The 24,826-nt window shown below is 61.8% G+C and carries 24 protein-coding genes and 2 pseudogenes; 24 read left to right on the top strand and 2 right to left on the bottom strand.

Going from position 1 to position 24,826, the window contains the following annotated elements:
• Positions 1–52 precede the first annotated feature (52 nt).
• The 13 genes and pseudogenes from AU381_RS18445 to AU381_RS18505 all read left to right on the top strand — a co-directional run bounded on the left by AU381_RS18445 (position 53) and on the right by AU381_RS18505 (position 12,467).
• Positions 53–805 (top strand): FadR/GntR family transcriptional regulator, encoded by a 753-nt coding sequence (locus AU381_RS18445; protein ID WP_064243203.1) that lies wholly within the window; start codon positions 53–55, stop codon positions 803–805.
• A 65-nt stretch (positions 806–870) separates the two neighbouring features.
• Positions 871–1,774, top strand: a pseudogene (gene kdgD, locus AU381_RS18450) (5-dehydro-4-deoxyglucarate dehydratase).
• A gap of 57 nt (positions 1,775–1,831) precedes the next feature.
• Positions 1,832–2,128: pseudogene (locus AU381_RS31095) on the top strand (ABC transporter substrate-binding protein); the annotation flags it as partial.
• Between the two features lie 589 nt (positions 2,129–2,717).
• A complete protein-coding gene (locus tag AU381_RS18460) occupies positions 2,718–3,785 on the top strand; it encodes an ABC transporter substrate-binding protein (RefSeq protein WP_064243205.1) in 1,068 nt (355 codons plus the stop codon).
• 24 nt (positions 3,786–3,809) lie between these two features.
• Positions 3,810–5,318 (top strand): sugar ABC transporter ATP-binding protein, encoded by a 1,509-nt coding sequence (locus tag AU381_RS18465; protein ID WP_064243206.1) that lies wholly within the window; start codon positions 3,810–3,812, stop codon positions 5,316–5,318.
• The gene (locus tag AU381_RS18470; protein WP_174552535.1) at positions 5,315–6,283 is read left to right on the top strand and encodes an ABC transporter permease; all 969 of its coding nucleotides are present in this window, start codon (positions 5,315–5,317) and stop codon (positions 6,281–6,283) included. Before AU381_RS18465 ends, AU381_RS18470 begins: the two co-directional genes overlap by 4 nt.
• On the top strand, positions 6,280–7,221 hold the full coding sequence (locus AU381_RS18475) for an ABC transporter permease (RefSeq protein ID WP_082910215.1): 942 nt from the start codon (positions 6,280–6,282) through the stop codon (positions 7,219–7,221). Before AU381_RS18470 ends, AU381_RS18475 begins: the two co-directional genes overlap by 4 nt.
• Positions 7,218–8,168 (top strand): amidohydrolase family protein, encoded by a 951-nt coding sequence (locus AU381_RS18480; RefSeq protein ID WP_064243208.1) that lies wholly within the window; start codon positions 7,218–7,220, stop codon positions 8,166–8,168. The genes AU381_RS18475 and AU381_RS18480 overlap by 4 nt, the downstream gene beginning before the upstream one ends.
• On the top strand, positions 8,161–9,471 hold the full coding sequence (locus AU381_RS18485; RefSeq protein WP_064243209.1) for an alanine racemase: 1,311 nt from the start codon (positions 8,161–8,163) through the stop codon (positions 9,469–9,471). The genes AU381_RS18480 and AU381_RS18485 overlap by 8 nt, the downstream gene beginning before the upstream one ends.
• Positions 9,472–9,504: 33 nt before the next feature.
• Entirely contained in the window at positions 9,505–9,849 is a 345-nt protein-coding gene (locus AU381_RS18490; protein ID WP_064243210.1) for a RidA family protein, read from the top strand.
• Between the two features lie 7 nt (positions 9,850–9,856).
• On the top strand, positions 9,857–10,882 hold the full coding sequence (locus AU381_RS18495; RefSeq protein ID WP_064243211.1) for a M14 family metallopeptidase: 1,026 nt from the start codon (positions 9,857–9,859) through the stop codon (positions 10,880–10,882).
• Between the two features lie 19 nt (positions 10,883–10,901).
• On the top strand, positions 10,902–12,101 hold the full coding sequence (locus AU381_RS18500; protein WP_064243212.1) for a glycoside hydrolase family protein: 1,200 nt from the start codon (positions 10,902–10,904) through the stop codon (positions 12,099–12,101).
• 78 nt (positions 12,102–12,179) lie between these two features.
• Entirely contained in the window at positions 12,180–12,467 is a 288-nt protein-coding gene (locus tag AU381_RS18505; RefSeq protein ID WP_064243213.1) for an FCD domain-containing protein, read from the top strand.
• On the opposite strand, the gene AU381_RS18510 is transcribed toward AU381_RS18505, so the two are convergent.
• Together AU381_RS18510 and AU381_RS18515 are read right to left on the bottom strand one after the other, a co-directional pair.
• Positions 12,447–13,523, bottom strand: a complete 1,077-nt coding sequence (locus tag AU381_RS18510) for a phosphatase PAP2 family protein (RefSeq protein WP_064243214.1) — start codon at positions 13,521–13,523, stop codon at positions 12,447–12,449. The two genes, AU381_RS18505 and AU381_RS18510, sit on opposite strands and share 21 nt — an antisense overlap.
• 144 nt (positions 13,524–13,667) lie before the next feature.
• On the bottom strand, positions 13,668–14,189 hold the full coding sequence (locus AU381_RS18515; RefSeq protein ID WP_064243215.1) for a prepilin peptidase: 522 nt from the start codon (positions 14,187–14,189) through the stop codon (positions 13,668–13,670).
• Between the two features lie 317 nt (positions 14,190–14,506).
• Here AU381_RS18515 and AU381_RS18520 point away from each other — a divergent pair, with 317 nt between their 5' ends.
• From AU381_RS18520 to AU381_RS18570, 11 genes are all read left to right on the top strand, one after another.
• Entirely contained in the window at positions 14,507–14,698 is a 192-nt protein-coding gene (locus tag AU381_RS18520; RefSeq protein ID WP_064243216.1) for a Flp family type IVb pilin, read from the top strand.
• 96 nt (positions 14,699–14,794) lie between these two features.
• Positions 14,795–15,793, top strand: a complete 999-nt coding sequence (cpaB, locus tag AU381_RS18525) for a Flp pilus assembly protein CpaB (protein WP_064243217.1) — start codon at positions 14,795–14,797, stop codon at positions 15,791–15,793.
• A 64-nt stretch (positions 15,794–15,857) separates the two neighbouring features.
• Positions 15,858–17,348, top strand: coding sequence for a type II and III secretion system protein family protein (locus tag AU381_RS18530; RefSeq protein WP_064243218.1), 1,491 nt, complete (start codon positions 15,858–15,860; stop codon positions 17,346–17,348).
• Complete coding sequence (locus AU381_RS18535; protein WP_064243219.1) at positions 17,293–17,640, top strand: hypothetical protein; 348 nt, start codon at positions 17,293–17,295, stop codon at positions 17,638–17,640. Before AU381_RS18530 ends, AU381_RS18535 begins: the two co-directional genes overlap by 56 nt.
• Positions 17,641–17,938: 298 nt before the next feature.
• Positions 17,939–19,540: a TadE/TadG family type IV pilus assembly protein gene (locus tag AU381_RS18540; RefSeq protein WP_064243220.1), complete on the top strand. Its 1,602-nt coding sequence runs from the start codon at positions 17,939–17,941 to the stop codon at positions 19,538–19,540.
• Positions 19,537–20,019, top strand: a complete 483-nt coding sequence (locus tag AU381_RS18545) for a TadE/TadG family type IV pilus assembly protein (protein ID WP_064243221.1) — start codon at positions 19,537–19,539, stop codon at positions 20,017–20,019. The genes AU381_RS18540 and AU381_RS18545 overlap by 4 nt, the downstream gene beginning before the upstream one ends.
• Complete coding sequence (locus AU381_RS18550; protein WP_064243222.1) at positions 20,013–20,636, top strand: TadE/TadG family type IV pilus assembly protein; 624 nt, start codon at positions 20,013–20,015, stop codon at positions 20,634–20,636. Before AU381_RS18545 ends, AU381_RS18550 begins: the two co-directional genes overlap by 7 nt.
• 27 nt (positions 20,637–20,663) lie before the next feature.
• Positions 20,664–21,806, top strand: a complete 1,143-nt coding sequence (locus AU381_RS18555) for a MinD/ParA family protein (RefSeq protein WP_064243223.1) — start codon at positions 20,664–20,666, stop codon at positions 21,804–21,806.
• Between the two features lie 23 nt (positions 21,807–21,829).
• Positions 21,830–22,396: a L,D-transpeptidase gene (locus tag AU381_RS18560; RefSeq protein ID WP_064243224.1), complete on the top strand. Its 567-nt coding sequence runs from the start codon at positions 21,830–21,832 to the stop codon at positions 22,394–22,396.
• A gap of 18 nt (positions 22,397–22,414) precedes the next feature.
• A complete protein-coding gene (locus tag AU381_RS18565; protein WP_064243225.1) occupies positions 22,415–23,875 on the top strand; it encodes a TadA family conjugal transfer-associated ATPase in 1,461 nt (486 codons plus the stop codon).
• Entirely contained in the window at positions 23,872–24,825 is a 954-nt protein-coding gene (locus AU381_RS18570; protein ID WP_064243226.1) for a type II secretion system F family protein, read from the top strand. Before AU381_RS18565 ends, AU381_RS18570 begins: the two co-directional genes overlap by 4 nt.
• The last annotated feature ends 1 nt before the right edge of the window (position 24,826 follow it).

Below are 24,826 nucleotides of genomic sequence, written 5' to 3' on the forward strand. Positions count from 1 at the left end.
TGGCGCCCACTGGGAGTATGCATGACCCAAGAAAGCCAAATCTGGAGGGATCATGCAGCAGGCCGAACGTCCGATGTCGCGCAGATCATTCGCGTCACAGGTGGCGGATGCCCTACGCAAGCAGATCGAAGCCGGATTTTACGCGCCCGGTGACAAGCTGCCGACGGAACCCGCCCTCATCGATCGCTTCGGCTTCAGCCGCACCGTGATCAGGGAGGCGATTGCCGCGCTGCGTGCCGACGGGCTTGTGGAGTCGCGACAGGGAGCGGGTGTGTTCGTGATCGGCCCGAAGCCTGCCGATGAAGGGCTGAAGCTGTTCACGGACGCGACCGACAAGATCTCAGACATCATCGAGGAGCTCGAGCTTCGCATAGGTATAGAGGTCGAAGCCGCAGGTCTCGCAGCAGCGCGCAGTTCGCCGGCGCAAGAGGCCGAAATCCTGGCGCAGGTCGAGAAATTCGCCGACCTTGTCGCCGAAGGCAAACCTACCGACGAGGCGGATTTTCAGTTCCACATGGCGATCGCCACTGCGACCAACAACGAGAGATTCAAAGCCTTCCTCGATCATGTCGGGCGTCGGATGATCCCGCGGGTGAAATTCAGGACGGTCATGGGCGGCGTCGATCCCTTGCCCAGCCGCGACCACCCGATCCTTGAGGAGCATCGTGAAATCGCCGATGCGATCCTCGCCCGCGACCCGGAGAAGGCGCGCGAGGCGATGCGCCGGCATCTCGTCACCGGAATCAAGCGCTATCGCTCATCGATGATCCGCCGCTCGTCCGCAGACCGCGAGAAGGGCGATTGACTCGCCTCTAAAGTCATCATATGAATTTTCCCACAACATCATATTAATACGTGGGAGGAATTCCTTTGTCGCCAGATGAAATCAAGTCGCGCATCGGCTCGGGCCTACTCTCGTTTCCGGTCACGCACTTCAACGACGACTTCAGCCAATCTCAAGAGCTATCGCGAGCACGTTGCGTGGCTCTCCGGCTTCGGCGCTGCGGCTCTCTTCGCGGCCGGCGGGACGGGCGAATTTTTCTCCCTCTCGCCCGAAGAGGTCGGCAAGGTTACGCGCGCGGCCAAGGATGCTTCCGGCGACGTGCCGATCATTGCCGGTTGCGGCTATGGCACATCGCTCGCCAATGAGACCGCCCGCCATGCCGAGGCTGCCGGCGCCGACGGTCTTCTGCTTTTGCCGCATTATCTGATGGAGGCGCCGCAGGAGGGCATCTACCGGCACGTCAAGGCCGCATGCGAATCCACCGGTCTTGGCGTCATCATCTACAATCGCGCCAATTCTGTCGCCAATGCCGAGACGGTGGCCCGTCTCGCCGACGCTTGCCCGAACCTCATCGGCTTCAAGGACGGCACCGGCAAGGTGGATCTCGTCCGCCACGTGACGGCGAAGCTCGGCGACCGGCTCACTTATATCGGCGGCATGCCGACGCACGAACTCTTCGCGGAGGGTTTCAACGGCGTGGGCGTCACGACCTATTCCTCTGCCGTCTTCAATTTCGTGCCGAAACTGGCGCAGCGCTTCTACAAGGCGATGCGTGCGAGCGACGGGGCGACCATGGAGGAAATCCTGCACCGCTTCTTCTTCCCCTTCGCGGCACTGCGCGACCGTGAGCAGGGTTATCCGGTTTCGATCATCAAGGCCGGTGTCGATCTCATCGGCCGGACGTCGGGTCCGGTGCGTCCGCCGCTGACGGACCTGAAGCCTGAGGAGAAGGAGATGCTGCGGGAGCTGATCGAGAAGGCTGCAGCCTGAACAGAAATCTCGGCAGGCCGGCGGGCGAATGGGACGAGGATGTCGGCCGGAGAGGCACCGGAATCCCCGATCCGCGCCGCCATGGTCGAGACCGGCGAAGCGGACCTGACGCCGTCGATTGACATTCAGGACGCAAGCAATCCGGAAACGGACATCGCCTATCTGAACTCGGAAACGACCGCGATCCGCATCGACGCGGCCGTGCCGCCGCTTGACGATCTGCGCGTGCGCAAGGCGCTCAATCTGGCGATCGACTGGGAAGGTCTCGCTCAGCTCTTCGGCGATGACGTCAAGCGGGCGTCGCAGATGGTCGTTCCGGGGATCAACGGCCATGACGACGCGCTCGAAGCGTGGCCCGTACCACCGTCGATGACGCGAAGGCGGCGATCGCCGCGGCCAAGGAACAGCAGCCCTCAGAAGCCATGTTTATCCTCATCATGCGGGCGATCGCACAGCGTACCGCCTGGAGCTGAATGCGGGTGCAAACGTGTGAACCGGCGTTCAAGACTTTAGTGCCGGCGCTCATCCAGGCTTTGAACGTTGTTCACCGGACGCCGTTTAGCTCGTCGGAGACACCCCGGGCAGTCTTCGGCAGAAGCAAAAGCTTGCTTCCCCAGTGCCGATCAACGAGCCACATCCCTCCTCCGGTGGATGTTGAAAATTGTTTACATTCTGGTGGGTCGGTGCCGCTCAGTCTGTACAGCCTTGTCCAAAGCATAAACCAGCGAATTCCTTCCAAGACACAGCCTATACGAGATGCGGAGCGAGCAGTCAGGCGATGCGCGGGGTCCCTGAGGAAGGGAATACGAAAATTATTTTCATGTGCCACTTGCGAAGCACAGAAATGGGCATACTATCATGGCATCCATTATAACGATACAGCGTCCAATATAATGGACAACAGCCGTTCGCGGCTGCAATTTTAACAAGGGGAAATGACGCCATGAAATTCCAAGCTTTGCGCAATCTGTCCTGCCACCGTACGCTGCTCGCAGGCGCGGCGACTGTCGCTTTCGTGCTTGCCGCCGGCGCCGGCCCGGCCTCCGCCGCGGCAAACTGCATCAAGGGTGACCGTAAGGCGCCATACACGGTAGGGTGGGCAAACATCTATTCCGTGCCGACCTGGATGAAGCAGACCGAGGGCACCATCACGGCGGAGGTCGAGGAGCTGAAGAAATCCGGCCTCGTGAAGGACCTGATGATCACAGACGCGCAGGGCAATGCCCAGACGCAGATCCAGCAGATCCAGTCGATGATCGACGCCAATGTCGATGCGATCATCGTCATCGCCGGCTCGTCGAGCGCCCTTGACCGCGTCATATCCGACGCCTGCGACAAGGGCATCGCCGTGGTGAACTTCGACAGTCTCGTCGATACCGATCAGGTCACCGCCAAGATCAACACCGACTCGAACGAATGGGGTGCAACCGCTGCGAAGTGGATGGTCGATCAACTGGGCGGCAAGGGCAAGATCATCGTCATGAACGGCCCGGCGGGGATTTCCGTCAGCGACGACCGCCGCAAGGGTGCCCAGCCGGTGCTCGATGCCAATCCCGGTCTCGAAATCATCACCGAAACCAACACCGAATATAACGCCGCTCCGGCGCAGGAGGCGATGACCAGCTTGCTCTTCGCAAATGCCGAAATCGACGGCGTGCTCTCGCTCGGCGGCGCGCTTTCGGCGGGCTCCGTCATGGCCTTCGATCGCCAGGGCCGCGGACAGGTGCCGACGACCGGCGAGAACGCGCGCCAGTTCCTGGAACTCTGGAAGGAAAAAGGCCTGAAGGGCTGGGCGACGATGCAGCCGAACTGGCTGGGTGCGCTTGCGGTCTATACCGCCGTCCAGGCCTTGGAGGGCAAGGACGTGCCAGCCTTCGTGAAGGTGCCGCTGCCGGTCATCGACGATACCACCATCGACACCTATCTCGCCCGCGCGGGACAGTTTCCGGCCGATGGCTATATCTATTCCGATTACGACAAGGCCCTCTTCGACAAGCTGCTGGCGCAGTAATCTCACGAAGCGTGGCTGACCCTCATGATGAAGACGCTGCCCCTGCTGGAAGCCCGGCAGGTGTTCAAGGGTTTTTTCGGCAATCCTGTTCTCAAGGGGGTCGATATCGCCCTTGAGCCCGGCCGGGTGCATGCGCTGCTCGGCGAGAACGGCGCTGGAAAATCGACGCTGATCAACCTGCTGTCCGGCGCCTTGCGGCCGGACAGCGGGGAGATCCGCGTTGATGGCGTGCCCGTGTCGCGTTTCCATCCAGCTGCGGCGCGCGCCGCGGGGATCGCCGTCGTGCAACAGGAGCTGAGCCTTACGGCGGAGCTCTCGATCGCCGAAAACATCGGGCTCGGAGCCTTTCCGCGAAGGTTTGGTCTCATCGATTATGCGGCGCTTTCCGCTCGCGCCAGCGAGGTGTGCGAACTCGTGGGGCTGACGGAATCGCTCTGTACGCCCGTCGGCGATCTGTCGCTGGGGCGGCGTCAGATGGTGGAGATCGCCAAGGCGCTCTTCCGCAAGCCGCGCGTGCTCATCCTCGATGAGCCCACTTCATCCCTGTCCGCCCACGAGGCTGGCATCCTGTCGCGGCTGATCGAGCGGCTCCGCGGTGCCGGCATCGCCTTGCTCTACATTTCGCATCGCCTGAACGAGGTGCAGGCGCTGTGCTCACACGTCACTGTTCTGAAGGACGGTGTGGTGACGGCGGATCAGCCCCTGGCCGGGATCGACGCGCAAGGCTTGGTTCGGCTGATGGTCGGCCGCGATGCGGGCGACCTTTTCCCGGCGTGGGAGCTGCCTCGGCGTGGCGAGGAACTCATCCGTCTGCGCGGCTTCTCCTCAGGCCTGGCGCGTGACGTCGACTTCTCCGCCTCGGCCGGCGAAATCGTCGGCATCGGCGGCCTTGTCGGCCAGGGGCAGGAGGACTTTCTTCTCGGCCTCTACGGCGCCATGGGCAGCTCCGCGCGGGAGGCGGTTATCGCCGGGCGAAGCGGCCCCTTGAAAAGCGTCGAGGCGGCGAATGCGGCAGGACTGGCCTATGTACCGGCGGACCGGAAAAGGGAAGGGCTCGTCCTGCCTCATTCGATCGCCTCGAACCTGCTGCTGCCCTCCCTCGGGCGGATTGCGAAACTCGGGCTCCGCGATCGCGGCGCAGAACGCAATCTCGTCGCTAGGCTCGTCAAACGCCTGAGGATCAAGGGGGAAACATCTCGACCGGTGCAGGCGCTTTCGGGTGGAAACCAGCAGAAGGTGGCGCTCGCCAAGTGGCTGCCGCTCGCCCCTTCCGTCCTGCTGCTGAACGATCCGACCCGCGGCGTCGATATCGAAACCAAGCGTGAGATCTACCTCATGCTGAAATCCTTCGCGCGCGAAGGAACGCTCATCATCCTTCTAAGTTCGGATACGCCCGAACTCGTTCACCTCTGCGATCGTGTCACGGTCTTTGGCGAAGGACGTGCCGTCGCGACTCTGCCGCGCGAGCTGATTTCCGAAGAGGCGATCGTCGGCGCCGCCATGGGCATCAACCCGAAAGGATCGGCGCCATGAACATTGCCTTCCTATCGCGACAGAACCTCTTTTTCTCCGTGCAACGCCGGCGCAATCGCGGATTGAATGGTCTTTACATCGTCGTGGGGCTCTTCCTTCTGGCCTATGCCATGCTCTTCCCCGGGCTTCTCGGCATCAGCGGTTTTTCCAAATTCACCCAGAATTGGTTTCCGCTTGCGCTCGTGACCATGGCGCAGGCCCTGCTCATGCTGAATGGCGGCATTTCGCTCGCCATCGGGCCGCTCGTCAGTCTCGGCGCGGTGATCGCGGCAACGACGATGGGCGGTCCGCTCGGACCGATCGGCGGACTGCTCGCCGTCGCCGCGAGCGGCCTCCTCGTCGGTGCGCTGATCGGCGTGATCGTCGCCCAGCTTCGGCTTCCGGCGATTATCGTCACGCTTGCCGGGTCGTTCATCATCGGCGGCATCGCCTTGATCATCCTGCCACGCCCCGGCGGCTTCATTCCGGATTGGCTTTCCAATCTGCTCGCAGGCAATGGCCCCGTCGCGTTCGGTCTATTGGTGCTTCTGCTCGTCTGCTGGAAACTGTTCCTGGCGACGCCGCTCGGTCTCGGTATCTATGCCGTCGGCGACAATCCCGTCGGCGCCTTTCGCTCCGGTGTGCCGGTCGACAGGGTCAGGGTCACCGCCTTTGCTCTCTCCGGCCTGCTGACGGCCCTGGTCGGGCTCTTCGTGGCGGCGCAAACCGGCTCCGGCGATCCGGTCATCGGCACCCCTTTCACGTTGAACTCGATAGCCGGGGCCGTGCTCGGCGGCGTCGGTTTTCTCGGAGGGAAAGGGACGATGCGCGGCGCCATCTGCGGCAGCCTGCTCCTGTCGGTAATGATCAACGTCATGTTCTTCCTCGGGTTTTCGCCGGTCACGCAATATGTCGCCCAGGGTCTCATCATCCTTGCGGCCGTTGCGATTCCGGAACTGACCAGCCAATGGAGCAGAAAGCCGTGAGCATCCTCAAAACCGCGCTGCGCAATCCGCCGCTCCTGACCTTGCTGCTCGTCGCGCTTGTCTGGCTTGCGGCAAGCCTGACGCTGCGCGGTTTTGGCGCCTACGGCCACCTTCGCTATCTGCTGGAGCTTTCGGCAGTGATCGGGATCGTGGCGGCCGGTCAGACCCTGGTCATCCTCATGGGAGGCATAGACCTGTCGGTCGGCGCCATCATCACGGTTACGGCGATCCTTCTGCCGCTGCTCTCGCCGTCTGCTGACCCGACCGGCCTCTCGGGCCTGGCGATCGCGCTGGCGATCGCCACCGGCATCGGCTTCCTCAATGGCGCCGGCGCCGCCTACCTCCGCGTGCCGCCCATCATCATGACGCTGGCCATGGCCACATTCCTGCAAGGCTTGCTGGTCATCGTCGCGGGGGGAAGCGCCGTCTCGGTAACCAATGCCGCGGTCCTGTGGCTTGGCCAGGCGCGTCCGCTCGGAGTGCCTTCGGGCGTGATGCTCTGGATCGCGGTTTCGGCGGTGGTGCTGGTTATCATTCACCGAACGCCGCTCGGCGCCCGTCTGCTGGCTCTCGGCGCCAATCCGCTGGCAAGCCGCCTTTCCGGCATCAACGTTACCCGAAGCATGCTGGTTCTATACGCCATGTCGGGATTCTTCGCCGGGCTTGCAGGCATCCTGATCCTTGGCATGAACAGGCAGGGCTATGTCGGCATCGGCGAGCCCTATCTGCTGACCTCGATTGCCGCCGTCGTCCTCGGCGGCACGTCGATCCTCGGGGGGCGCGGCACCTACGCGGGGACGATCCCCGGTGCGATACTGCTCGTAACCACCACGGCGCTGATCACCGTTGTCAACGCTTCGCCGGGCTGGCGGTCGATCATGTTCGGGTCGCTGATCCTCGCCCTTCTGCTCATCTCCGGCCGCGAGGGGCGGCGATGAAGGGTGCCTATCGAGGGCCGGTCATCGACCCGCACCACCACCTGTGGGATCTGTCGCTGCGGCGTCATCCCTGGCTCATGCGAGGGCAGCCAGGCGGCGAAGAGCCCGGCAACGTTGCTTCCCTCCAGCGCGACTATGGTGTGGCGGAATACCTTGCCGACGCCGCGCGACAAAACATCGTTGCGACGGTGCATGTAGAGGCCGGATGGTCGGACGACTTCCCGCTGGAGGAAACGCACTGGCTGGACGGGATCGACAAGCGCTCGGGGGTGGCTCGGCGCTATGTCGCCCGAGTACCGCTCGACCGGCCGGATGCCGGACGGTTACTCGAGGTCGAAGCCGCCAATCCGAACGTCGTCGGCGTTCGCGACATCGTGAGCTGGCATCCGGACCCTTCGAAGAGCTTTGCCGCGCGGGACGGCCGCATGAGCGATCGCCGCTGGCGGGCGGGACTTGCCGAGGCGAGCCGCCTCGGCCTCAGCTTCGACCTGATGTTGTTTCCGCGGCAGATGGGCGAGGCGGTGCGTCTTGTCGCCGATTTTCCGCAGACCCGCTTCGTGCTCAACCATTGCGGCAGCCCGATCGATCGCAGCGAGGAGGGGATGGCGCTCTGGCGAAAGGGCCTTCGGGAGCTCGCGAGGGCGGAGAACGTCTCCGTCAAGGTCTCCGATCTCGTGGCCTATGACCACGATTGGACGCTATCGAGCCTTCGACCGGTGATCGAGTTCTGCATCGAGTGCTTCGGACCGTCGCGGTCGATGTTTGCGAGCGACTTCCCCGTGGCGGCAGCGCACGCGACGTTTGACGAGGTCTACGGCGTATTCCGCACGGTTGCCGCCCCGCTCTCCTCAGAGGAACAGCGCGCGCTTTTCTTCAGCACGGCGAACGAAGCCTATCGCCTCGCCATTGCCGACACCACGACAGCGGAGGACGGCGAACATGCCTGAGGACATCCTCTCGAGACGCGGCCCCATGATCGACGACCGCATTCGCGGGTTCCCGGCTGGGCATTCGGCCATGCCGCTGAACGACATCTGCACGACGGGCTGGAAACCTTACGACGGCAGAATGTCCCTCCCGCTGATCTCGCTCGATCGGGACGCGTTCCGCGGCAATGTCGAATCGATGATGAGCTATGTGCGGGGTCAGGGCATCGAAATCGCACCCCATGCCAAGACGCCGATGTCGACGGCGCTCGCCGCCGAACTCCTGGCTGCCGGTGCATGGGGAACGACGGTCGCCGACATTCGCCAGGCATCGGTGATGCTGAAGGCCGGTTTCCGGCGGCTTATCCTGGCAAACGAGATCGGCGGCAGGGCCGCGGCCCAACGGCTTGCGGCACTGCTTGCCGGACACCCGGAAGCGGAACTGCATGTCTTCGTCGATTCGGTGGAGTTGGTGACCGCACTTCGCTCCACCTGGTCGGCGCGACGGGATCTGCCCGCGCTGGGGCTTCTCGTAGAATTGGGCAGCGGCCGCGCCGGCGCACGCACCCTGGCGGCAGCCCTGCAAATCGCCGACACCGCGCTCGCTGCGGAAACACCTCGCTTCCGCCTGTCGGGCCTCGCCTGCTACGAAGGTGCTGCCGCGACCGGCGACAGCATCGAGGCCGCGAGGAAAATCGGTGACCTGGTCGGGTCGATGAACGCTCTCCTGGGCCACGTCCGCGGGCGGATCGGTCCTCAGCGTCCGCTGATCGTCACTGCCGGCGGCTCGCTATACTTCGACATGGTGGTGAAGGGGCTGAAGCCCGCCACCGCCGCGGACGGCAATTCAAGGCTCGTGTTGCGCAGCGGCGCAATCTTCTTTCACGATCACGGGATCTATGAACGCGGGCTGCGGGCGCTCGACGACCGATCGGGGCTGGTGATCGACGGGGAGGTCAAAGCCGCAGCCTCTGCCTTTCGACCGGCGCTTCGCCTATGGGCCGAGGTCCTGTCCTGCCCCGAAGCGGGGCTCGCCATCTGCGGCATGGGACTGCGCGACGTGGCTATGGACCAGGGCCTGCCGCGGCCGCTTGCGGTCTATCGCGACGGTCGGAAGCTGTGCGACGCCGGCGGCGCCGAGGTCGTCAAGCTCAACGATCAGCATGCCTTCCTCCGCCTCCCCGGCACTTGGCACGCGGCGATCGGCGACGTCATGGAGTTCGGCATTTCCCACCCCTGCACGTGCCTGGACAGGCACGTCATCGTCTACGGACTCGACAGCGATCGCACCGTGACGGCCGCCTATCTCACCAGCTTCGGCTGATCCCTCCGGACAAGCAACGAGGAAACACGAACCATGATCATGCGCTATCACAAAGGGGCCCGAATGAGCCAGGCGGTCAGCTATGCCGGTCTCGTCTACATCGCCGGGCAGGTCGCCGACAATCGCAAGGCGGGAATCGAGGAACAGACGCGCGACGTTCTCCGCAAGATCGACGGGCTGTTGAAGGAGGCCGGCACCAGCCGGTCCAAGCTGCTGGCTGTGAACGTGTTTCTGCCGGCGATCGTCGATTTCGAGGCGATGAACGCGGTCTACGACGACTGGATCGATCTCGAAAACCCGCCGGCGCGGGCCTGCGTCGAGGCGCGCCTCGCCGACGCGGACCTGCGCGTCGAAATGACGGCCGTCGCCGCGCTTTGAGGCTGAGATGCACACGGGCCTTGTCCACGCAATCGACTTCGAGGCCGAAGGCCGGCAGGAAGGGTTTCTCAGCATTCCCCACTCTGTCGATCGCTCGCCCTACTACCAGATCAAGATTCCCTATGTCCGCGTCAAAAACGGCGATGGCGCGAACCTGCTGCTGGTCGCCGGCAATCACGGCGACGAATATGAGGGCGAACTGCAACTCGGCAGGCTGATGCGACGCATCGAGGCGCGGAAAATTCGAGGCACGGTGACGATCCTGGCGACCCTCAACGTTCCGGCCGTGATGGCGGCCAGGCGGTGCTCGCCTCTCGATGGCGGGAACCTCAATCGTGCCTTTCCGGGAAACCCGTCGGGAACGCCCACGGCGCGCCTTGCCCATTTCCTCGAGCATGATCTGTTTCCCCGCCACGACGTCGTGTTCGATCTCCATTCCGGCGGAACCTCGATGGCGCACCTGCCTTGCACGCTCATCGAGCGTCGGGATGACAAGGAGCGCTTGGAGCGCTCGATCCAATTGCTCAGCGCTATGGGATCGAGCCACGCCTTTATCGCGGACAACGGCATGCAGGCCCCGACCTCCATGGGGGCAGCCGCCCGGGCAAGCGTCATCGGGCTTTCCGGTGAGTTCGGTGGGGGCGGCGCGGTGACGCCGCGCACGATGGCCTTCACCGCCAATGCGATCGACCGGCTGATGCTGAAGCTCGGCATTATCGATGACCCGCTGTTGTCCCGCGGTCTCGAAGCGACGCTGCCGTCTTTGCAACTGCTCTCCCTCTCCCGGCACAGCCAGGCCGTCTACGCGACGCGACGCGGCTGGTTCGAGCCTGCGGTCTCACTGGGCGAGAGCGTCGAGGCAGGTGACCTGGCCGGCTGGTATCACGATCTCGAAAGATTCGATCTGCCGGAGGAGGAACTGCGCTTCGCCGAAGGCGGAATCGTGATCTCGCATCGCCTGCACTGCGACAGCCAGTCGGGCGATTGCCTGATCCAGGTGGCCGAACCGATCGACCGCAGCCAAATTTGCTGATCAAGCCGAGGGCGGAACCATGCACCTGTCCATGTGGACCTATCCCTGGGACGTTCAGGATCAGGGAATTGCGGGAACAGTATCGGATCTGAGGGAGAGGGCGGGTCTCAACACCGTCAGCCTGGCGACCTCCTACCATGCCGGGCGCTTTCTCCAGCCGCGCAGCCCCTCGCAAAAGGCTTACTTCCCGGAAGACGGAACGGTCTACTTTCGACCGGACCGAACGCTGTGGCACGACAAGGAGATCCGGCCTCTGATGGCGCGCAACGTCGAGGAGCGCGGCGACATGCTGGCTGCGTTGATCGCCGACCGGGCCCGGGGCGGCATGAAGGTCTCATGCTGGACCGTCTGTCTGCACAACACCCGCCTCGGCATGCTTCATCCCGGCGATGTGACGCGCAACGCCTATGGCAACCCGAATTACTACAATCTCTGTCCCTCGAGCCCGGCGGCCCGCGACTATGTCGTAACCCTGGTCCGGGACATCACCGTCAACTATCAACCGGATATGCTGGAACTCGAAAGTCCGAACTTCATGGGCTTCGCGCATGAATATCATCACGAAAAAGACGGCGTGGGGTTGAACGAGGAGGATGACTTTCTCCTGTCGATCTGCTTCTGCGAGCACTGCATCGCGCGAGCGGCGCATGCGGGTGTCGATGCGGAAGGCGCCCGGCAGACAGTCAGGCGTTTCATCGCCGAGATGTGCGAGCGTGAGATTCCGGAGAAGCAGTTCATCGACTTCCCCGCCGAGGGCATCGACGCCTTCAGAGATCATATGGCCCTTCACGACTATCTGACGTGGCGCACGGAGCCGGTCACGTCTCTCATCCGCGAGATCAAGAATGCGGCACGTCCCGGAACCAAGATCGTCCTGATCGATCTCAAGGACGGCTGGTTGGGTGGCGTGGATCTCGGCGCGGTCGGAGAAGTGTGCGACGGTGCGATCTTGTGTTGTTATTCCATGACGCCCGACGCAATCGCGAGCGTGATCGGCAGCGGTCGCGCGTCACTGGGCGCAGAGAAATTCCTCAGCGTCGGACTTCGGGTGTTTTATCCGGAGGTGGCATCGGTCGATCGTCTGGCCGAACGGGCGAAAGCGGCGGTCGGTGCCGGGGCGGACGGGGTGAACTTCTACAACTACGGTCTGATTCCGGCCCGCCGGCTTGATTGGGTGCGCATTGCGAGCGCTGGTTTGTCGAAACCTCCGCATCGCTGAGATCTCGGAAAATCGTCGAACGATGACGTCCGAGCTGTGGGTGTTGTTGGGCGGTCCAAGGGTGAATTGCGCAGGGCCTTGCCGGAGATCACGCAGCTGCTGAACGAGCTGGATCGGATCGTTGCGGATATGCAAAAGGCCCAGCACGATGGTAAGGGGCGGGATTTTCTCGCGCTCGACACCGCCTTCCACGACGCCCTCATCGCAGCCTCCGGCAATCCCTATTTCACGAGCGCCTATTCACTTATCGGGGCCAAGATGGCGGCGCTGCGATACCCGCTCGGCATGATGTGGTCGACCGCTTCGCGGCAGGATCGGCAGAAAGCCGCATGCGCAGTGCTGACTTCAGCCCGCTACACTCGCTGAAGCAGGCTTAAGCACTGTCGATGAATGATCCAGAGACCAAGATGCGAGATAACCGGAGACCTTCCAAAACAGGAGAGCTAGAGCGCCTCCGACAATGCCGTCGCTTGCGTAATGCCATCCGAGCTGGACTGACCCGATCGCGATTATGAGCGCAAAGCCGGTTCCAAGCCAGCGACGAAGATACCCCATGCTCCAGGTCGCGCAGGCGATTATGACCGCAAAGACGACGTGCAGACTTGGCATTGCGGAGATACCGGAAATCGCGCCGGTTTCGCTCGTATAGGCGGCCCAGAGGCCTTTTTGAGCAGTCAGTGCCCAGACCATCGCCGTCTCGGAATTCACTTGCTCTAGGAGCTGCATCAGCGGCGCATAGGTCCGATCTCCGGTTAGCGGCTCCACGAAGCATGGTCCGACCGATGAAAACACGATCGCAAGAACATTGCCTGCCACCAGCCATCCTAACAGCGCAGAGAACATGAACCGTAGGCGCAACAGATGATTGGAGGTCCACGCAGCCCAAACCAGGGAGCACGCAACGAGAATGAGCCACAGGTTGTAGAAGAAGTTTATAACGACGATAGCATAGGCGTTTCCAAAGGCAGCACTCGTCAGGACGTACGGGTCGATCCCGCCAAATATTGCACGATCAAATTCAATCAGGACAGGATCCCAAGAGAACGCATTGATGGCAGGTATGGTTGACTTGATCGTCGCAAAGACGGTGATCATGCCAATGAATATCACCATCGAATGAAGCGCATGGGCGTAACGATCGTCGCGGACCAACACGTCACGCACGTGCTTGATCAATGCAGCGGTGGGCCGCTCTCGCTGCTCGATCAAAAACCGAATGACAGTCCATAGCATATAACTCAGAGCATAGATGAGCATCGCCACCAATGAGCACTGGAGGAAGAAGATCCCGGCTTCGTAGTAGGGCTCGACACCCAAGTACCACACCAGCCCGCACATGGAAGCGATGTGCAATAGCAGGATCAAGTGGGCAAGGCGGTAGTCAGCCTTCGTTCGCCCCATTGCAGAAAGGAACGCCTTCATCAGAGTTCAACCGTGATTTCCCCAATCAATAGTTGAGTTGTTTCTCGTGTGCTGTCAACTCGCCCGCATTTGGTAGCCCAGGGGGCAGTTCCGAGGAGGCGCTGATGTTGGTAGCGCATCCGCCGGGCAAATAATTTAGCGCGCTCAGGCAAAGCCCGGCCGCAAGGCCATTGTGCCGAGTGCGGCGGCAACCATGATGACGCCATACGGGATTTTGCGCGTCGTGCGGATCTCTTCCAGGCGCACCACCACGGAAAAGTGCGCCAGCTGCAGCGGCATCGGCAGCTTGAGGATCAACAGTGCCGCGATGCCGCCGATCAGCAGGAAGATTGCGAAGGGCAGCATGCCGTGCCAACCGATGAAGAGGCCGATCGGCAGAAAAAGCTTGGAGTCGCCGGCGCCGAAGAGCTTGAATGACCAGAGGCCGAAGCCGAGGGCGAAGAGTAGCAGGCCGGCTCCGACATCGCCGGCAATGCCGGACGAGGAGAAGAGTGCCGCGCCCACATCTTCGGCCGTCAGCAGTTTCAACGCAGCTTGGAGCGCATAGACGGCGGTCAGGGCCAGCACGATCGCGTTCGGTATTTTCCAGAGCCGGAAATCGCTCCAGGCGGCATAAAGTAAAAGTAATACTGTTGACACAATCAAAATGTTGATTTCGCCAATCATCTTTATTCATGCTCCATACGGTCGGAACTGATCATTTTCTAAGAATTCGGGATTTTATAATCCCTACGGGTTATGTGATCGTCAATATATAATCCAGTCAGACTTAATTCGATACTGCTATCTTTTCGTCGTAAGAGAGGAGATTTCCATTTATTATCTTAACCATAAACTACATCTGCGGAAAACTGCTAAATATAAGGATTGACGATTTTGAGTTTAACGGTTTATTAATCAACGCAGTCGGCGAGATGGTCTCAACGGCGGCGCGGCCCGGGGATAATTGCGGCTCGCGGAGTATATTTTGGAGGTATTTCTCGATGAAAGCTTTTGTATCTAAAGTAGCCGCTTTCGCGCGGGAAGAAGACGGCGTTGCGCTGACCGAGTATCTTATTCTGCTCGCCCTGCTGGTTGGCGGCGTGATCGCGGCCGTGACCGCCGCGGGCTCAAACCTGAGCGCTGCTTGGGAGTCATGGGGATCGTGGTGGACGTCCGAAGTATCGGCGCCGTAAGGTTTGTCTCAAGAACCCAGGAGGGGTTTGTTAACCCCTCCTCGGTATTTTATTTATTGTCGGAAAAGTATTTCGATCAAGTATGGAGTGTCGGCGATGCGTTCTTCGACGGTCACTAGTCTTGCTGTCGCCATTTTGCTTGCTTCCGGAGCGGTCTTCGGGACGCGGACTTATCTCGCGGACCAGCAGGCCCGGCTTGCTGCAGCCAATTCTACAAAGGTTCCCGAGAAGACGCTCGTTGTTGCCGCCAAGCCGATGCGCTTCGGCGACCGGGTTCGCCCGGAAAATCTAAAAGCCATTCCCTGGCCCTCGGAAGAACAGCCGGAGGGTTCGTTCCTGACGATTGAGACGCTCCTCGGAGACGACACGGAGCCGCGTTATGCGATGGAGGCGATCGATCCGGGCGAGCCGGTGCTCTCCTCCAAGATTACGGGCGCAGGCGAGCGTGCCACGCTGTCGGCGGCGCTCGACCAGGGCATGAAGGCAGTCTCCATCCGCGTCAACGACGTGCTCGGCGTCGCCGGTTTCGTGCGTCCTTCGGATCGCGTGGATGTTCTCCTGACCCGCGTCGTCCGGCAACAGAACAACAGCGAGCAGACTTATGTGGACGTTCTGCTCCAGGGCGTGAAGGTGCTGGCGGTCGACCAGACCGCGGACGAGCGCAAGGACGAGCCTTCAATCGTAAAAACCGTCACCTTCGAGGTGACGACCGACGAGGCGCAGCGCCTGACGCTCGGCGCGAGCATCGGCACATTGTCCTTGGCGCTTCGCAACATCGCCTCTTCAAATGTCGAACAGACGCGGCCGATCACGGTTGCCGATCTTGGCGGCGGCCTGATCTCTGCGGATCTCGCTAAGTCCTCCGAAGATGGGCGATTCGCGACGATCGAGGATCTCGTGCGCAAGGTCGGGGACGAGCTCGGAAACCGGATCGACTCGGTCGAAAGTCGCATGAAAACACCAGTGCGCGAAAAACAGGTACAGATTGCAGAACGAAAAACAGAACCACTCTTGCCCGTAGAGCCGAAATGGGCCACGGTCGGCGTCTGGAACACGACGAAGCGCGAAGAGCACCGAGTCGGCATGATCCAATGAAGCGAGGGGTGCGGCTTTGCCCGCAGGCGCTGTGGCTGAACGAGGAGCGGAGGCAGACGCGGGAATGTCTAGGGGAATGAAGAGCAGGGCGGCAAGAGCCGGAACCCTGGCGGCGGTAGGCGCGGCAATTATTGCCTATGGTGGTTGGGGGCCCGGCCTTGTAGGCCCCGCCGATGCCCAGGAAAAATTCATAAGCCTGACCGGCTCGGTCCAGCAGGTGACGCTGGCGCCTAACGACACGATGACGATCCGGACCGGCAAGCCCTTCGGCGACCTTGTGATTGGCAGCGCCGACATGATCGACGTCGTGCCGCTTTCTGACCAGTCGCTCTTCATCCGCGGCAAGCAGATGGGTGCTACTAATATATCCGTCTATGACGACAATAAGGCGCTTGTCGGCGTTATCGATGTGCGCGTCGCCGCCGATTTCAGTGAAGTCGCATCGGCGATCCGCTCTACGGCACCCTCGGCGCAGGTGCGGGTCTTCAACTCCAACGATCGCATTCGCTTGACAGGGACGGTGCGGGACGCCGTCGAACTGCAGCGTGTGCTCGAGATCGCCCAGTCCTATTCAGAAACACCGGTGCTGAACCAATTGCGCGTCGCCGAATCGCAGCAGGTGATGTTGGAGGTTCGGGTGATCGAGGCCTCGCGCCAGACCGGCCGCGACCTCGGTATCGGCTGGTCCGGCCAGGGCAGGAACGGCATCGGCAAGGCGACGACCAGTCAGGGTATCGCGGTCAATGACGACGGCGCTCTTGTCCGGACACTCGAGGATGCTGCAGGTGCCGCAACCGGTATGCAGCCTTTCGGTCAGCTGATCGCCAAAGTGCTGGAGATTTCCGGTGGCCAGATTGACATCGTCATCAACGCCCTGGAGCAGAAGGGTTTGGTACGCCGGTTGGCGCAGCCGAACCTGATCGCCATGAGCGGCGAAACGGCAAGCTTCCACGCCGGCGGCGAGGTGCCGATCCAGTCAACGGTCGCGAACGGTGCGACGCTTGCAACCGAGACCGATTACCGCCCCTTCGGCGTGCGGCTCACCTTCTCGCCTGTGGTGCTCGACGGCGGTCTGATCAGCCTGAAGATTGAGCCGGAGGTCTCGGAACTCGACACCTCGATCAACGTCAATGGCAATCCCGGCTTCATCTCGCGCGCTGCAAGCACGACGGTGGCACTGCGTGACGGCCAAAGCTTTGCCATGGCGGGCCTGCTTCAATCGGTCAATGCCAAGGACGTTCAGCAATTGCCATGGCTGGGACAGGTTCCAGTGATCGGCGCGCTGTTCCGCTCGACAAGCTTCCTGAAACGGGAGTCGGACCTCGTCATCGTCGTCACCCCGCATATCGTGCGGCCGTCGAAGCCGGGCGAAGACCTCTACAGCCCGCTCGAACAGACGCGCTCGTCAAACGACGTCGAGCTCTTCGCGCTCGGTATCCTAGAGGTGGATAAGGATATGCTGCGTCGCTTCCGCAATGGCGAAGGCGTGAAAGGGCCCTATGGCCATCGTCTCGATCTCGACGTGGGAGGCGCAGTTGTCCTTTCCAAGAAGTAAGCGCGCGCTGTTAGCTATCGCCGCCGCCGGCCTGCTCTCCGGCTGCGCCGATTATCTGAACCATCGTGACTCGATCACCTTCGGGGTCGGAAATGCGGTGGAGGCCAACAAGGCCATTCATATCCAGGACCCGTTCCCGCGGGCAGCGTATAACACGCAGATCGCCAGTGACGGGAAGGTCATGCACCGCGTCATCCGCACCTATCAGGGCGGCGGACAGACAAGCGCCCCGGCACCGCAGGCGGTGATCCTGCCGGTGGCCACGCCGCCGAACGGAGCGACGGCGCGGTAACGGTGGCGAATTGAACGGCAGATCGAGCCGGAAGGGAATGTGAACCGAATACCAGCTTGTGAACCGAATACCAGCTTGAATAATCTTGGGTCGCATCGGCCCAAGATCCTGAGTAAGGCGATCCGACTTTATAGGTTTTTTATAGTCGAGACGCGGGATGCGAGCGAATAACCGCTCACGATTTCCAAACTCCCGCTCTCGTTTTTTTAAGCATGTAGTTGTCTCAGGGGCGCTCGCGGTGTCCTGAGCGACGCGCAAGAGTCTCGGCGGATGAACCGGCGCGACCGAGGAGCAGCCAATGTCGTTGCGTAAGGCTATTAAACGTTTCCTGGATGACAATCGTGGCTATGTCATCGCCTTGACGCTGATTTCCATGCCACTTCTGCTCGGTTTCTCGCTGCTCGTGATCGATGTGGGCCGTAGCGGCAATCTCCACACCGACCTGCAGAATGCGGTGGATGCCATGGCGCTCGCCGGCGCCCGCGAGCTCGACGGCCGCGACGACGCGATTACCCGCGCCGATGCGGCAATTGAGGCGCTTGCCAACAGCGCCGCCTTCGGGGGCGGCGGCACCGGCATGCAGCTCGGTTCGCACATCACCGTTACCTATGATGCGGGGAACGATGCAGGAAGTACGGTAACCGTCACCTATCTCAAGGAAATTCCGGCTGACGATGACGATGCGATCGAGACTTCGATGATCACCACGGATCCGAACGAAGCCTCTTATGCCTGGGTCATTGCCAAGGAACAGGCGATGACGACGATCTTCCCGATCCCGGTCGGTCTTGATCGCGACACGATCAACGTTTCCGCCGATGCGGTCGCGGTCTATCGGTCCAGCGCCTGCGACGTCACGCCGATCTATATCTGCAATCCGTTCGAGCCGGCCGGCAACACGAGCGCCGCCGGCAACGAGGCGGCCGCAGAGGCGCTTCATACCAACTTCGCCGCCGGCAACCTGTACGGCCGCCAGATAGAGCTTCACAGCACCTCGTCGTCGGCTCCAGGCCCCGGCAACTTCGGCTTCCTTGCAACCTACGGTAACGGCGCCAATGTCCTTGCAGAAGCTCTGGCAACCGGCTCTCCGGGCGTCTGCTACAAGCAGGACGCGCTGGAGACGAAGACCGGCGCGATGGCCGGACCGGTCGAGGCAGGGCTCAACACACGCTTCGGCATGTATTCAGGGTCATTCGGCAGTGCGCGCGGCGATGGACGTTACCGGCCGGCCCGCAACGTCCGCTCGGCACAGAATCAGACAGGCGGCGCCAACAAGATCTGCGGCGAATACAACCCCATCATGGCCGGAAGCACTGTCGGCGATATCAACCAGGCCGTGCCTCTTGGATATGGCGCCTCGATGACATCGCTTGCCGGCGGCCAGATCAGCAGCGGCAATGACTGGCAGTATGGGAGCTACTGGAACGTCGCCCAAGGGACCGCCGCACCTTCCGTCAGCACGATCCTGAGCAACCATTCCAGCTATCCGTCGCCGACCGGCTCTCCGTCGCAACCTTCAGCCTACGACGTCTATCGCTACGAGCTCGACAACTCGGCGCTGATCAACCACGCCTCGGCGAGCGGCGAGACCGGTGCGCCTCGGACCGGCGGCCAGTGCTATACCGGGCCGGATCTTTCGAACTACACTGATGGCGACTATGGCGACCGGCGTGAGATTTTTGCCGCGATCGTCAACTGCGGCTATGAAAACGCCGTCGGCCATCTGAACGGCCACAAGGAGACGCAGGCCGTTGCCTTTGCCCGGATGTTCCTGACCAAGCCGGCCATCAAGCTCGGCAGCGAACGCTACCTTTCGCTCGAAATGATTGACATCACAGGCAAGGGCGGCCGCGGTACGCTCGATGAATTCCTGCGCGAGGAAGCGGAGTTGGTCCGATGAATGCGTTCAGGAATTTCCTTCGCCGTCGATTGATGTTCCATTTTTGGATGAACGACGAGGCGGCTGTTCTTACAGAGACGATCATCGTGGTGCCATTCGTCACCCTGATTGCAGCGGGCATCCTGGAATTTGGCAATCTTTTCTGGGAGCGAATGCAGATCGACGCCGGATTGCGCGATGCCGGCCGCTATCTCTCGCGCTGCCGGCCGACGTCGCCGACCTACACCTCGACCTGCACGCAGGCGACCGCGAAACTCATCGCCTTCTACGGCACGCAGAGCCCGGCCGCGAATGCGGTCCTGCGGGTACCCGGCTGGGGCCCGAATCTTGCCGACATCACCGTCAACCCGGTCGGCGCCGATGGGACGTTCACCATCGTGACCGCGCATCTTTACGAATCGTCGCCGCTGTTCGCCTTGGTCGGCATCGACGACATCACCATCAGCGCCTCGCATGAAGAGAGGTATATGGGATGGTAGCCTCTCGATTCCTCAAGTCTTTCCGGAAGGATGAAAGCGGCGTCGCTCTTACCGAGGCGCTGATCACTTTTCCGATCGTGCTCTTGATGTTTGCCGCCTTCATCGAATTTGGGTACGCGATGTCGCAATGGAACCAGACCGTCAAGGCGCTGCAATATGGTGCGAGACTCGCGGCCGTCTCCGACCCCTTGACCAGTGACTTCGGCGCGAAGTTTCCGACCGAGGCCGCCAATCCGCTGAATAATGGCGACGCAACGCCGAACGATGCGACCGTATCCTCCACCTGCGGTCCCGCGCTTGCCAATTGCACCGCGGAACTGAACCGGATCGTGCTTGGCAGTGACGGCGCCTGCGGGACGGTGGGCGATCCGCGCCCCGGGATCTGCGACATCAATTGGCGCGTTACGCCGGACAAGCTTGTGGTGACCTACCAGCGTTCCGGGCTCGGCTACTGGGGGCGTCCCGAGGGTCCGGTGCTGACCATGCGGCTCGAAGTTCGCGATGTTACCCTTGAGCTCCTCTTCCTGGGGCCATTGCTCGGGTTCGATGAAATCGAGGTTCCAGCTCACCCGGTGACGATCACGACTGAAGACCTGCAAACATGCTCAACGTGCTAAACCCTTGATATTGCGTGGGGAAGCGAGATGACAGCTCATATGAACTTCGTAGCGACCACAAGGATCCTTGTCCTGTCCGACGATGCGGCGGCCGCAAGCTTCATGCTCGACACCTTCGGATCGCTTTCGCGCTACGACGTACGCCACATGGCGTTGAAGGCGCTTGTGGAGAAGGGGCGGGTCGACCCGTCGCAATTCGACATGATCGTGCTCGATGTCGACAATGGCGAAGTCCTGCAGCAGCCGGAACTTCTCTCCTTCCGAACCAATAACCGCAACATTCCGCTCGTGGTCGTCTCCGAGGAACTCGCGGATGACCGGATGCGGCTTCTGTTCCGCTTGAACGGCAATGACTGGCTGAAGAAGCCGCTGGAACGCCGCGCACTGATCGACATGATCTCGACGCACGCGCCGACGGCGGGTGCGAATGACAGCCGTGTGCATGCCGTCGTATCGGCGGTCGGCGGGGCGGGCGCCAGCGTCATTGCCTCGTCGCTCGCCCATGTGCTGGCGCAGCCCACGAAGAATTCCGCGCCGCGTGTCAATCTTTTCGATCTCGACTTCTCATCGGGGTCGCTCGGCCACTATCTCAACCTTGTCAATGACTACGATCTGGTTCCGGTCATTGGCAATCCGTCACGGGTCGATGTCGAATTCATAGACCTGGTCCGCAAGCGCCATTCCGGCGGCTTTTCGCTGCTGTCCTTCAAGCAGCCCTCCGTCCTCCTCTCGCCCAAGGGGGCGGAACTGGTGCTGCGCATGCTCGATGTCGTCGCCTTCGAAAGCGACCAGACCGTCATCGACGTGCCCTACTACCAGACACCGTGGAAGGACGATGTGCTTGCATCGGTCAACAGCGTCACGATCGTCACTGAGACGACGATCCCGGCGCTTCACCAGGCCAAGGATCTGTTCGTCAATCTGACGCGGCTGCGCGGCAGTTCCGATTCGATCTTCGTCGTCATCAACAAATATCGCAGCAGGCTCTTCAGCCTGGGGGTACGCCGGCAGCAGGTCGACAAGGTTTTCAAGGATACCCACGCCCAACTCATCGACTATGACTGGGAAACGCTGAGCGAGGCGCTCAACCGCGGCGTCCTGCCGTTCGAGGTAAATCACCGTTCGCGCTTCTGCCGTGGGGTTGGCAAACTCGGAGCGCTCGTACGATGAGGGCGCGGGCGCAGGAGAGCAGGATGCCGGGGCGACACGGGACATGGCGTGGCTGGACGATTTGCGCGGTGTTCGTCCTCGGCCTAGTCAACCTTGCGGGCGGAGCTTTGGCCAGCCAACAGGTGCCGCGGAATCTCGGCCCGAGCACGGCAACCATCGTGAGCGCAGGGCAGAGCTATCCCCCGGGCACAATCGTGGTTCTCAGCGACAAGCGAACGCTGGATCTCGTTCTCTCCGGCGATCGCGCCGTCCGTTACCGGATCGGTGTCGGCCGCGACGGTTTCCGCTGGAGCGGTGTGGTGAGGGTCGGCCGCAAAGCGGAATGGCCGGACTGGCGGCCACCGGCCGAAATGAAGGAGCGTGTGCCCGGGCTTCCGGAGCTCGTGCCGGCCGGACCGTTCAATCCGATGGGGGCGCGCGGGATCTATCTCTACCGCGGGAATGCGGACACGCTCTACCGCATCCATGGGACGAATGAGCAGTCGACGGTCGGGGAGTTTGCGTCCTCCGGCTGTTTCCGCATGAGCAATGCCGACGTCATCGATCTCTACAAACGCGTGAAGGTCGGGGCCACGGTCGTCGTAAAGTAGTTGTAAGGAGTAAGGCTGATGGCGAACGGGTTTATAGGACGCTTTTACAAGCAGCCGCCGCAGGAGAGTGCGGGGCTCAGGCAGATTGCCGAGGTTGCCGAGATTGCCGCCAATGGTGCAGCGGCGGTCGCTGCAATGCCAAAGGAAGTGGTTGCCGAGGCGGCCGTGGAAGAGCAGGCCCCGCTTGGCCTCGACATGGTGTCGGAGAGGGTAAACCTGCACCGCCACTTGCTGGACCAGATCAATCTCGGCATTCTTGACACACTCGACAACGAAGAGATCGCCGCCGAGATCCGGCCGCTCGTCAAGGAATACATCCGCCGCAACAACTCTCCGCTGAACGCCAAGGAAATCACCGATCTCGTTCGCGACATCACCGACGAGATGCTCGGCCTCGGGCCGATCGAACCGCTGCTCGCGGACGAGAGCGTCGCCGATATCCTCATCAACGGCCACAAAAGCGTCTATGTGGAGCGTCGGGGACAGCTGGAGAGCACCGCGGTCCGTTTCAAGGACGAGGATCATCTGCTTCGGGTGATCAACAAGATCGTCTCTGCCGTCGGACGCCGCGTCGACGAATCCACCCCGATGGTCGATGCCCGTCTCAAGGACGGCTCGCGCGTCAACGTCGCGATCCGGCCGATCTCGGTCGACGGGCCGCTCGTCTCGATCCGCAAGTTCACCCGCAAGCCGCTGACGCTGGAGCGCCTCGTCGAATACGGTGCCATGGCGGATGCGATGCGCATCCTCTTGAGCGCGGCGGTCAAGGGCAGGGTGTCGATGATCATCTCGGGCGGTACCGGCTCGGGCAAGACGACATTGCTCAATGCGCTTTCCTCGCAGATCTCGGAGAAGGAACGGCTGATCACCATCGAGGATGCAGCGGAACTGCAACTGCAGCAGCCGCATGTCGGGCGAATGGAAACCAGGCCGCCGACGCTCGACGGCCGCAACGAGATCCGCCAACGAGAACTCCTGAAAAACGCGCTGCGCATGCGGCCTGACCGCATTATCGTCGGCGAAGTGCGTGGCGAGGAGGCCTTCGACATGCTGCAGGCGATGAATACCGGTCACGAAGGATCGATGACCACCATTCACGCCAATACGCCGCGCGATGCGGTGAGCCGCCTCGAACAGATGATCGGCATGGCCGGCATGCCGATGTCGCAGTTGAGCGTCCGCTCCCAGATAGCCTCGGCGATCACGCTCATCGTCCAGGCGCAGCGCTTGAGTGACGGCAGCCGCAAGGTCGTTTCGGTCTCCGAGATCACCGGCATGGAAGGCGAGGTCGTGCAGATGCAGGAGATCATGCGCTTCAAGAAAACCGGCACCGACGAAAATGGCCGCATTCAAGGCGAGTTCCGCGCCACCGGCCTGCGGCCGCGCTTCGTCGAGGAATTCGCGGAACTCGGCATCATCATTCCCGCGGCGATCTTCGAACCCGGGAAGCCACTTCAGACGGGGCCCGGCAGGTCATGACCCTCATCCTCCTCTATGCCGCTGTATTCGTCGCGGCGCTGGTGGCCGCAGAAGCGCTGCTGCGCAGCTACTTCCGAAGCTCGGAACGCCACAAGGCGGTGAACCAGCGCCTGCGCCTGCTCGAGGGCAGCGAGAACCACCGCGAGACATACCGCGAAATGCTGAAGGTCCGCGGTGCCGACAAGGACTGGCGGTTGCAGCCTCTGATGCAGCGGCTGCGGCAATATTACGTGCAATCGGGCATCAAGTTCGATGCAAAGAGATTTGCCCTTTACGGCGCCGCCGGCGCCATAGCCACTTGGCTGGCCATTCAGTTCTTCATCCCGAGCAACCTGGTTCGGATACCGCTCTTCCTTGCCGCCTGTCTGCTTGCTCCGACGATTATTGTCTGGCGGGTGCGCGCCAGGCGCATGCACAAATTCGCAGAAAAGCTTTCGGAAGCGCTCGACGTAGCCAACCGGAGTCTTTCGGCGGGACACCCGCTGCCGGCGGCGATCGCGCTTGTCGCGCGCGAAATGCCAGACCCGATCGGCACCGAGTTCGGTCTGCTGTCGGACGAACTGACTTATGGCGTCACGCTCGACGATGCGCTCATGAACCTCAATGAGCGGGTGGGCGTCGAAGACCTCAACCTCCTTGCCATATCGCTCAGCGTCCAGGCAGGGACCGGCGGCAACCTCGTGGAGATCCTGCAGAACCTGTCAAAGACTCTGCGCGACAGGTTCATGCTCAAGGCCAAGGTTAAGGCAATCTCCGCGGAGGGGCGCATCACCGCGATCTTCATGTCGATCTATCCATTCCTGCTCTATGGCATGATCAAGGCGCTGTCGCCGACCTATTTCGACCCCCTCTGGAACAGCGGCTACGGAACCATCATCGTGACGGGGCTGCTCGTCGTGATGGCGATCGGCAATGTCATTCTCTACAAAATGGTTAACTTCGAGTACTGAG

The organism is Sinorhizobium glycinis (assembly GCF_001651865.1).
Classification (GTDB): Bacteria; Pseudomonadota; Alphaproteobacteria; order Rhizobiales; family Rhizobiaceae; genus Sinorhizobium; species Sinorhizobium glycinis.

What these genes read in the sequence shown, in the direction of transcription:
- AU381_RS18545 (WP_064243221.1), top strand. Translation starts at nt 19,537, where the DNA reads ATGAATGCGTTCAGGAATTTCCTTCGCCGTCGATTGATGTTCCATTTT.
- AU381_RS18465 (WP_064243206.1), top strand. Translation starts at nt 3,810, where the DNA reads ATGATGAAGACGCTGCCCCTGCTGGAAGCCCGGCAGGTGTTCAAGGGT.
- AU381_RS18480 (WP_064243208.1), top strand. Translation starts at nt 7,218, where the DNA reads ATGAAGGGTGCCTATCGAGGGCCGGTCATCGACCCGCACCACCACCTG.
- AU381_RS18500 (WP_064243212.1), top strand. Translation starts at nt 10,902, where the DNA reads ATGCACCTGTCCATGTGGACCTATCCCTGGGACGTTCAGGATCAGGGA.
- AU381_RS18460 (WP_064243205.1), top strand. Translation starts at nt 2,718, where the DNA reads ATGAAATTCCAAGCTTTGCGCAATCTGTCCTGCCACCGTACGCTGCTC.
- AU381_RS18490 (WP_064243210.1), top strand. Translation starts at nt 9,505, where the DNA reads ATGATCATGCGCTATCACAAAGGGGCCCGAATGAGCCAGGCGGTCAGC.
- AU381_RS18470 (WP_174552535.1), top strand. Translation starts at nt 5,315, where the DNA reads ATGAACATTGCCTTCCTATCGCGACAGAACCTCTTTTTCTCCGTGCAA.
- AU381_RS18535 (WP_064243219.1), top strand. Translation starts at nt 17,293, where the DNA reads ATGGCCATCGTCTCGATCTCGACGTGGGAGGCGCAGTTGTCCTTTCCA.
- AU381_RS18540 (WP_064243220.1), top strand. Translation starts at nt 17,939, where the DNA reads ATGTCGTTGCGTAAGGCTATTAAACGTTTCCTGGATGACAATCGTGGC.
- AU381_RS18560 (WP_064243224.1), top strand. Translation starts at nt 21,830, where the DNA reads ATGCCGGGGCGACACGGGACATGGCGTGGCTGGACGATTTGCGCGGTG.
- AU381_RS18495 (WP_064243211.1), top strand. Translation starts at nt 9,857, where the DNA reads ATGCACACGGGCCTTGTCCACGCAATCGACTTCGAGGCCGAAGGCCGG.
- AU381_RS18530 (WP_064243218.1), top strand. Translation starts at nt 15,858, where the DNA reads ATGTCTAGGGGAATGAAGAGCAGGGCGGCAAGAGCCGGAACCCTGGCG.
- AU381_RS18485 (WP_064243209.1), top strand. Translation starts at nt 8,161, where the DNA reads ATGCCTGAGGACATCCTCTCGAGACGCGGCCCCATGATCGACGACCGC.
- AU381_RS18555 (WP_064243223.1), top strand. Translation starts at nt 20,664, where the DNA reads ATGACAGCTCATATGAACTTCGTAGCGACCACAAGGATCCTTGTCCTG.
- cpaB (WP_064243217.1), top strand. Translation starts at nt 14,795, where the DNA reads ATGCGTTCTTCGACGGTCACTAGTCTTGCTGTCGCCATTTTGCTTGCT.
- AU381_RS18570 (WP_064243226.1), top strand. Translation starts at nt 23,872, where the DNA reads ATGACCCTCATCCTCCTCTATGCCGCTGTATTCGTCGCGGCGCTGGTG.
- AU381_RS18515 (WP_064243215.1), bottom strand. Translation starts at nt 14,189, where the DNA reads ATGATTGGCGAAATCAACATTTTGATTGTGTCAACAGTATTACTTTTA.
- AU381_RS18520 (WP_064243216.1), top strand. Translation starts at nt 14,507, where the DNA reads ATGAAAGCTTTTGTATCTAAAGTAGCCGCTTTCGCGCGGGAAGAAGAC.
- AU381_RS18565 (WP_064243225.1), top strand. Translation starts at nt 22,415, where the DNA reads ATGGCGAACGGGTTTATAGGACGCTTTTACAAGCAGCCGCCGCAGGAG.
- AU381_RS18550 (WP_064243222.1), top strand. Translation starts at nt 20,013, where the DNA reads ATGGTAGCCTCTCGATTCCTCAAGTCTTTCCGGAAGGATGAAAGCGGC.
- AU381_RS18510 (WP_064243214.1), bottom strand. Translation starts at nt 13,523, where the DNA reads ATGAAGGCGTTCCTTTCTGCAATGGGGCGAACGAAGGCTGACTACCGC.
- AU381_RS18445 (WP_064243203.1), top strand. Translation starts at nt 53, where the DNA reads ATGCAGCAGGCCGAACGTCCGATGTCGCGCAGATCATTCGCGTCACAG.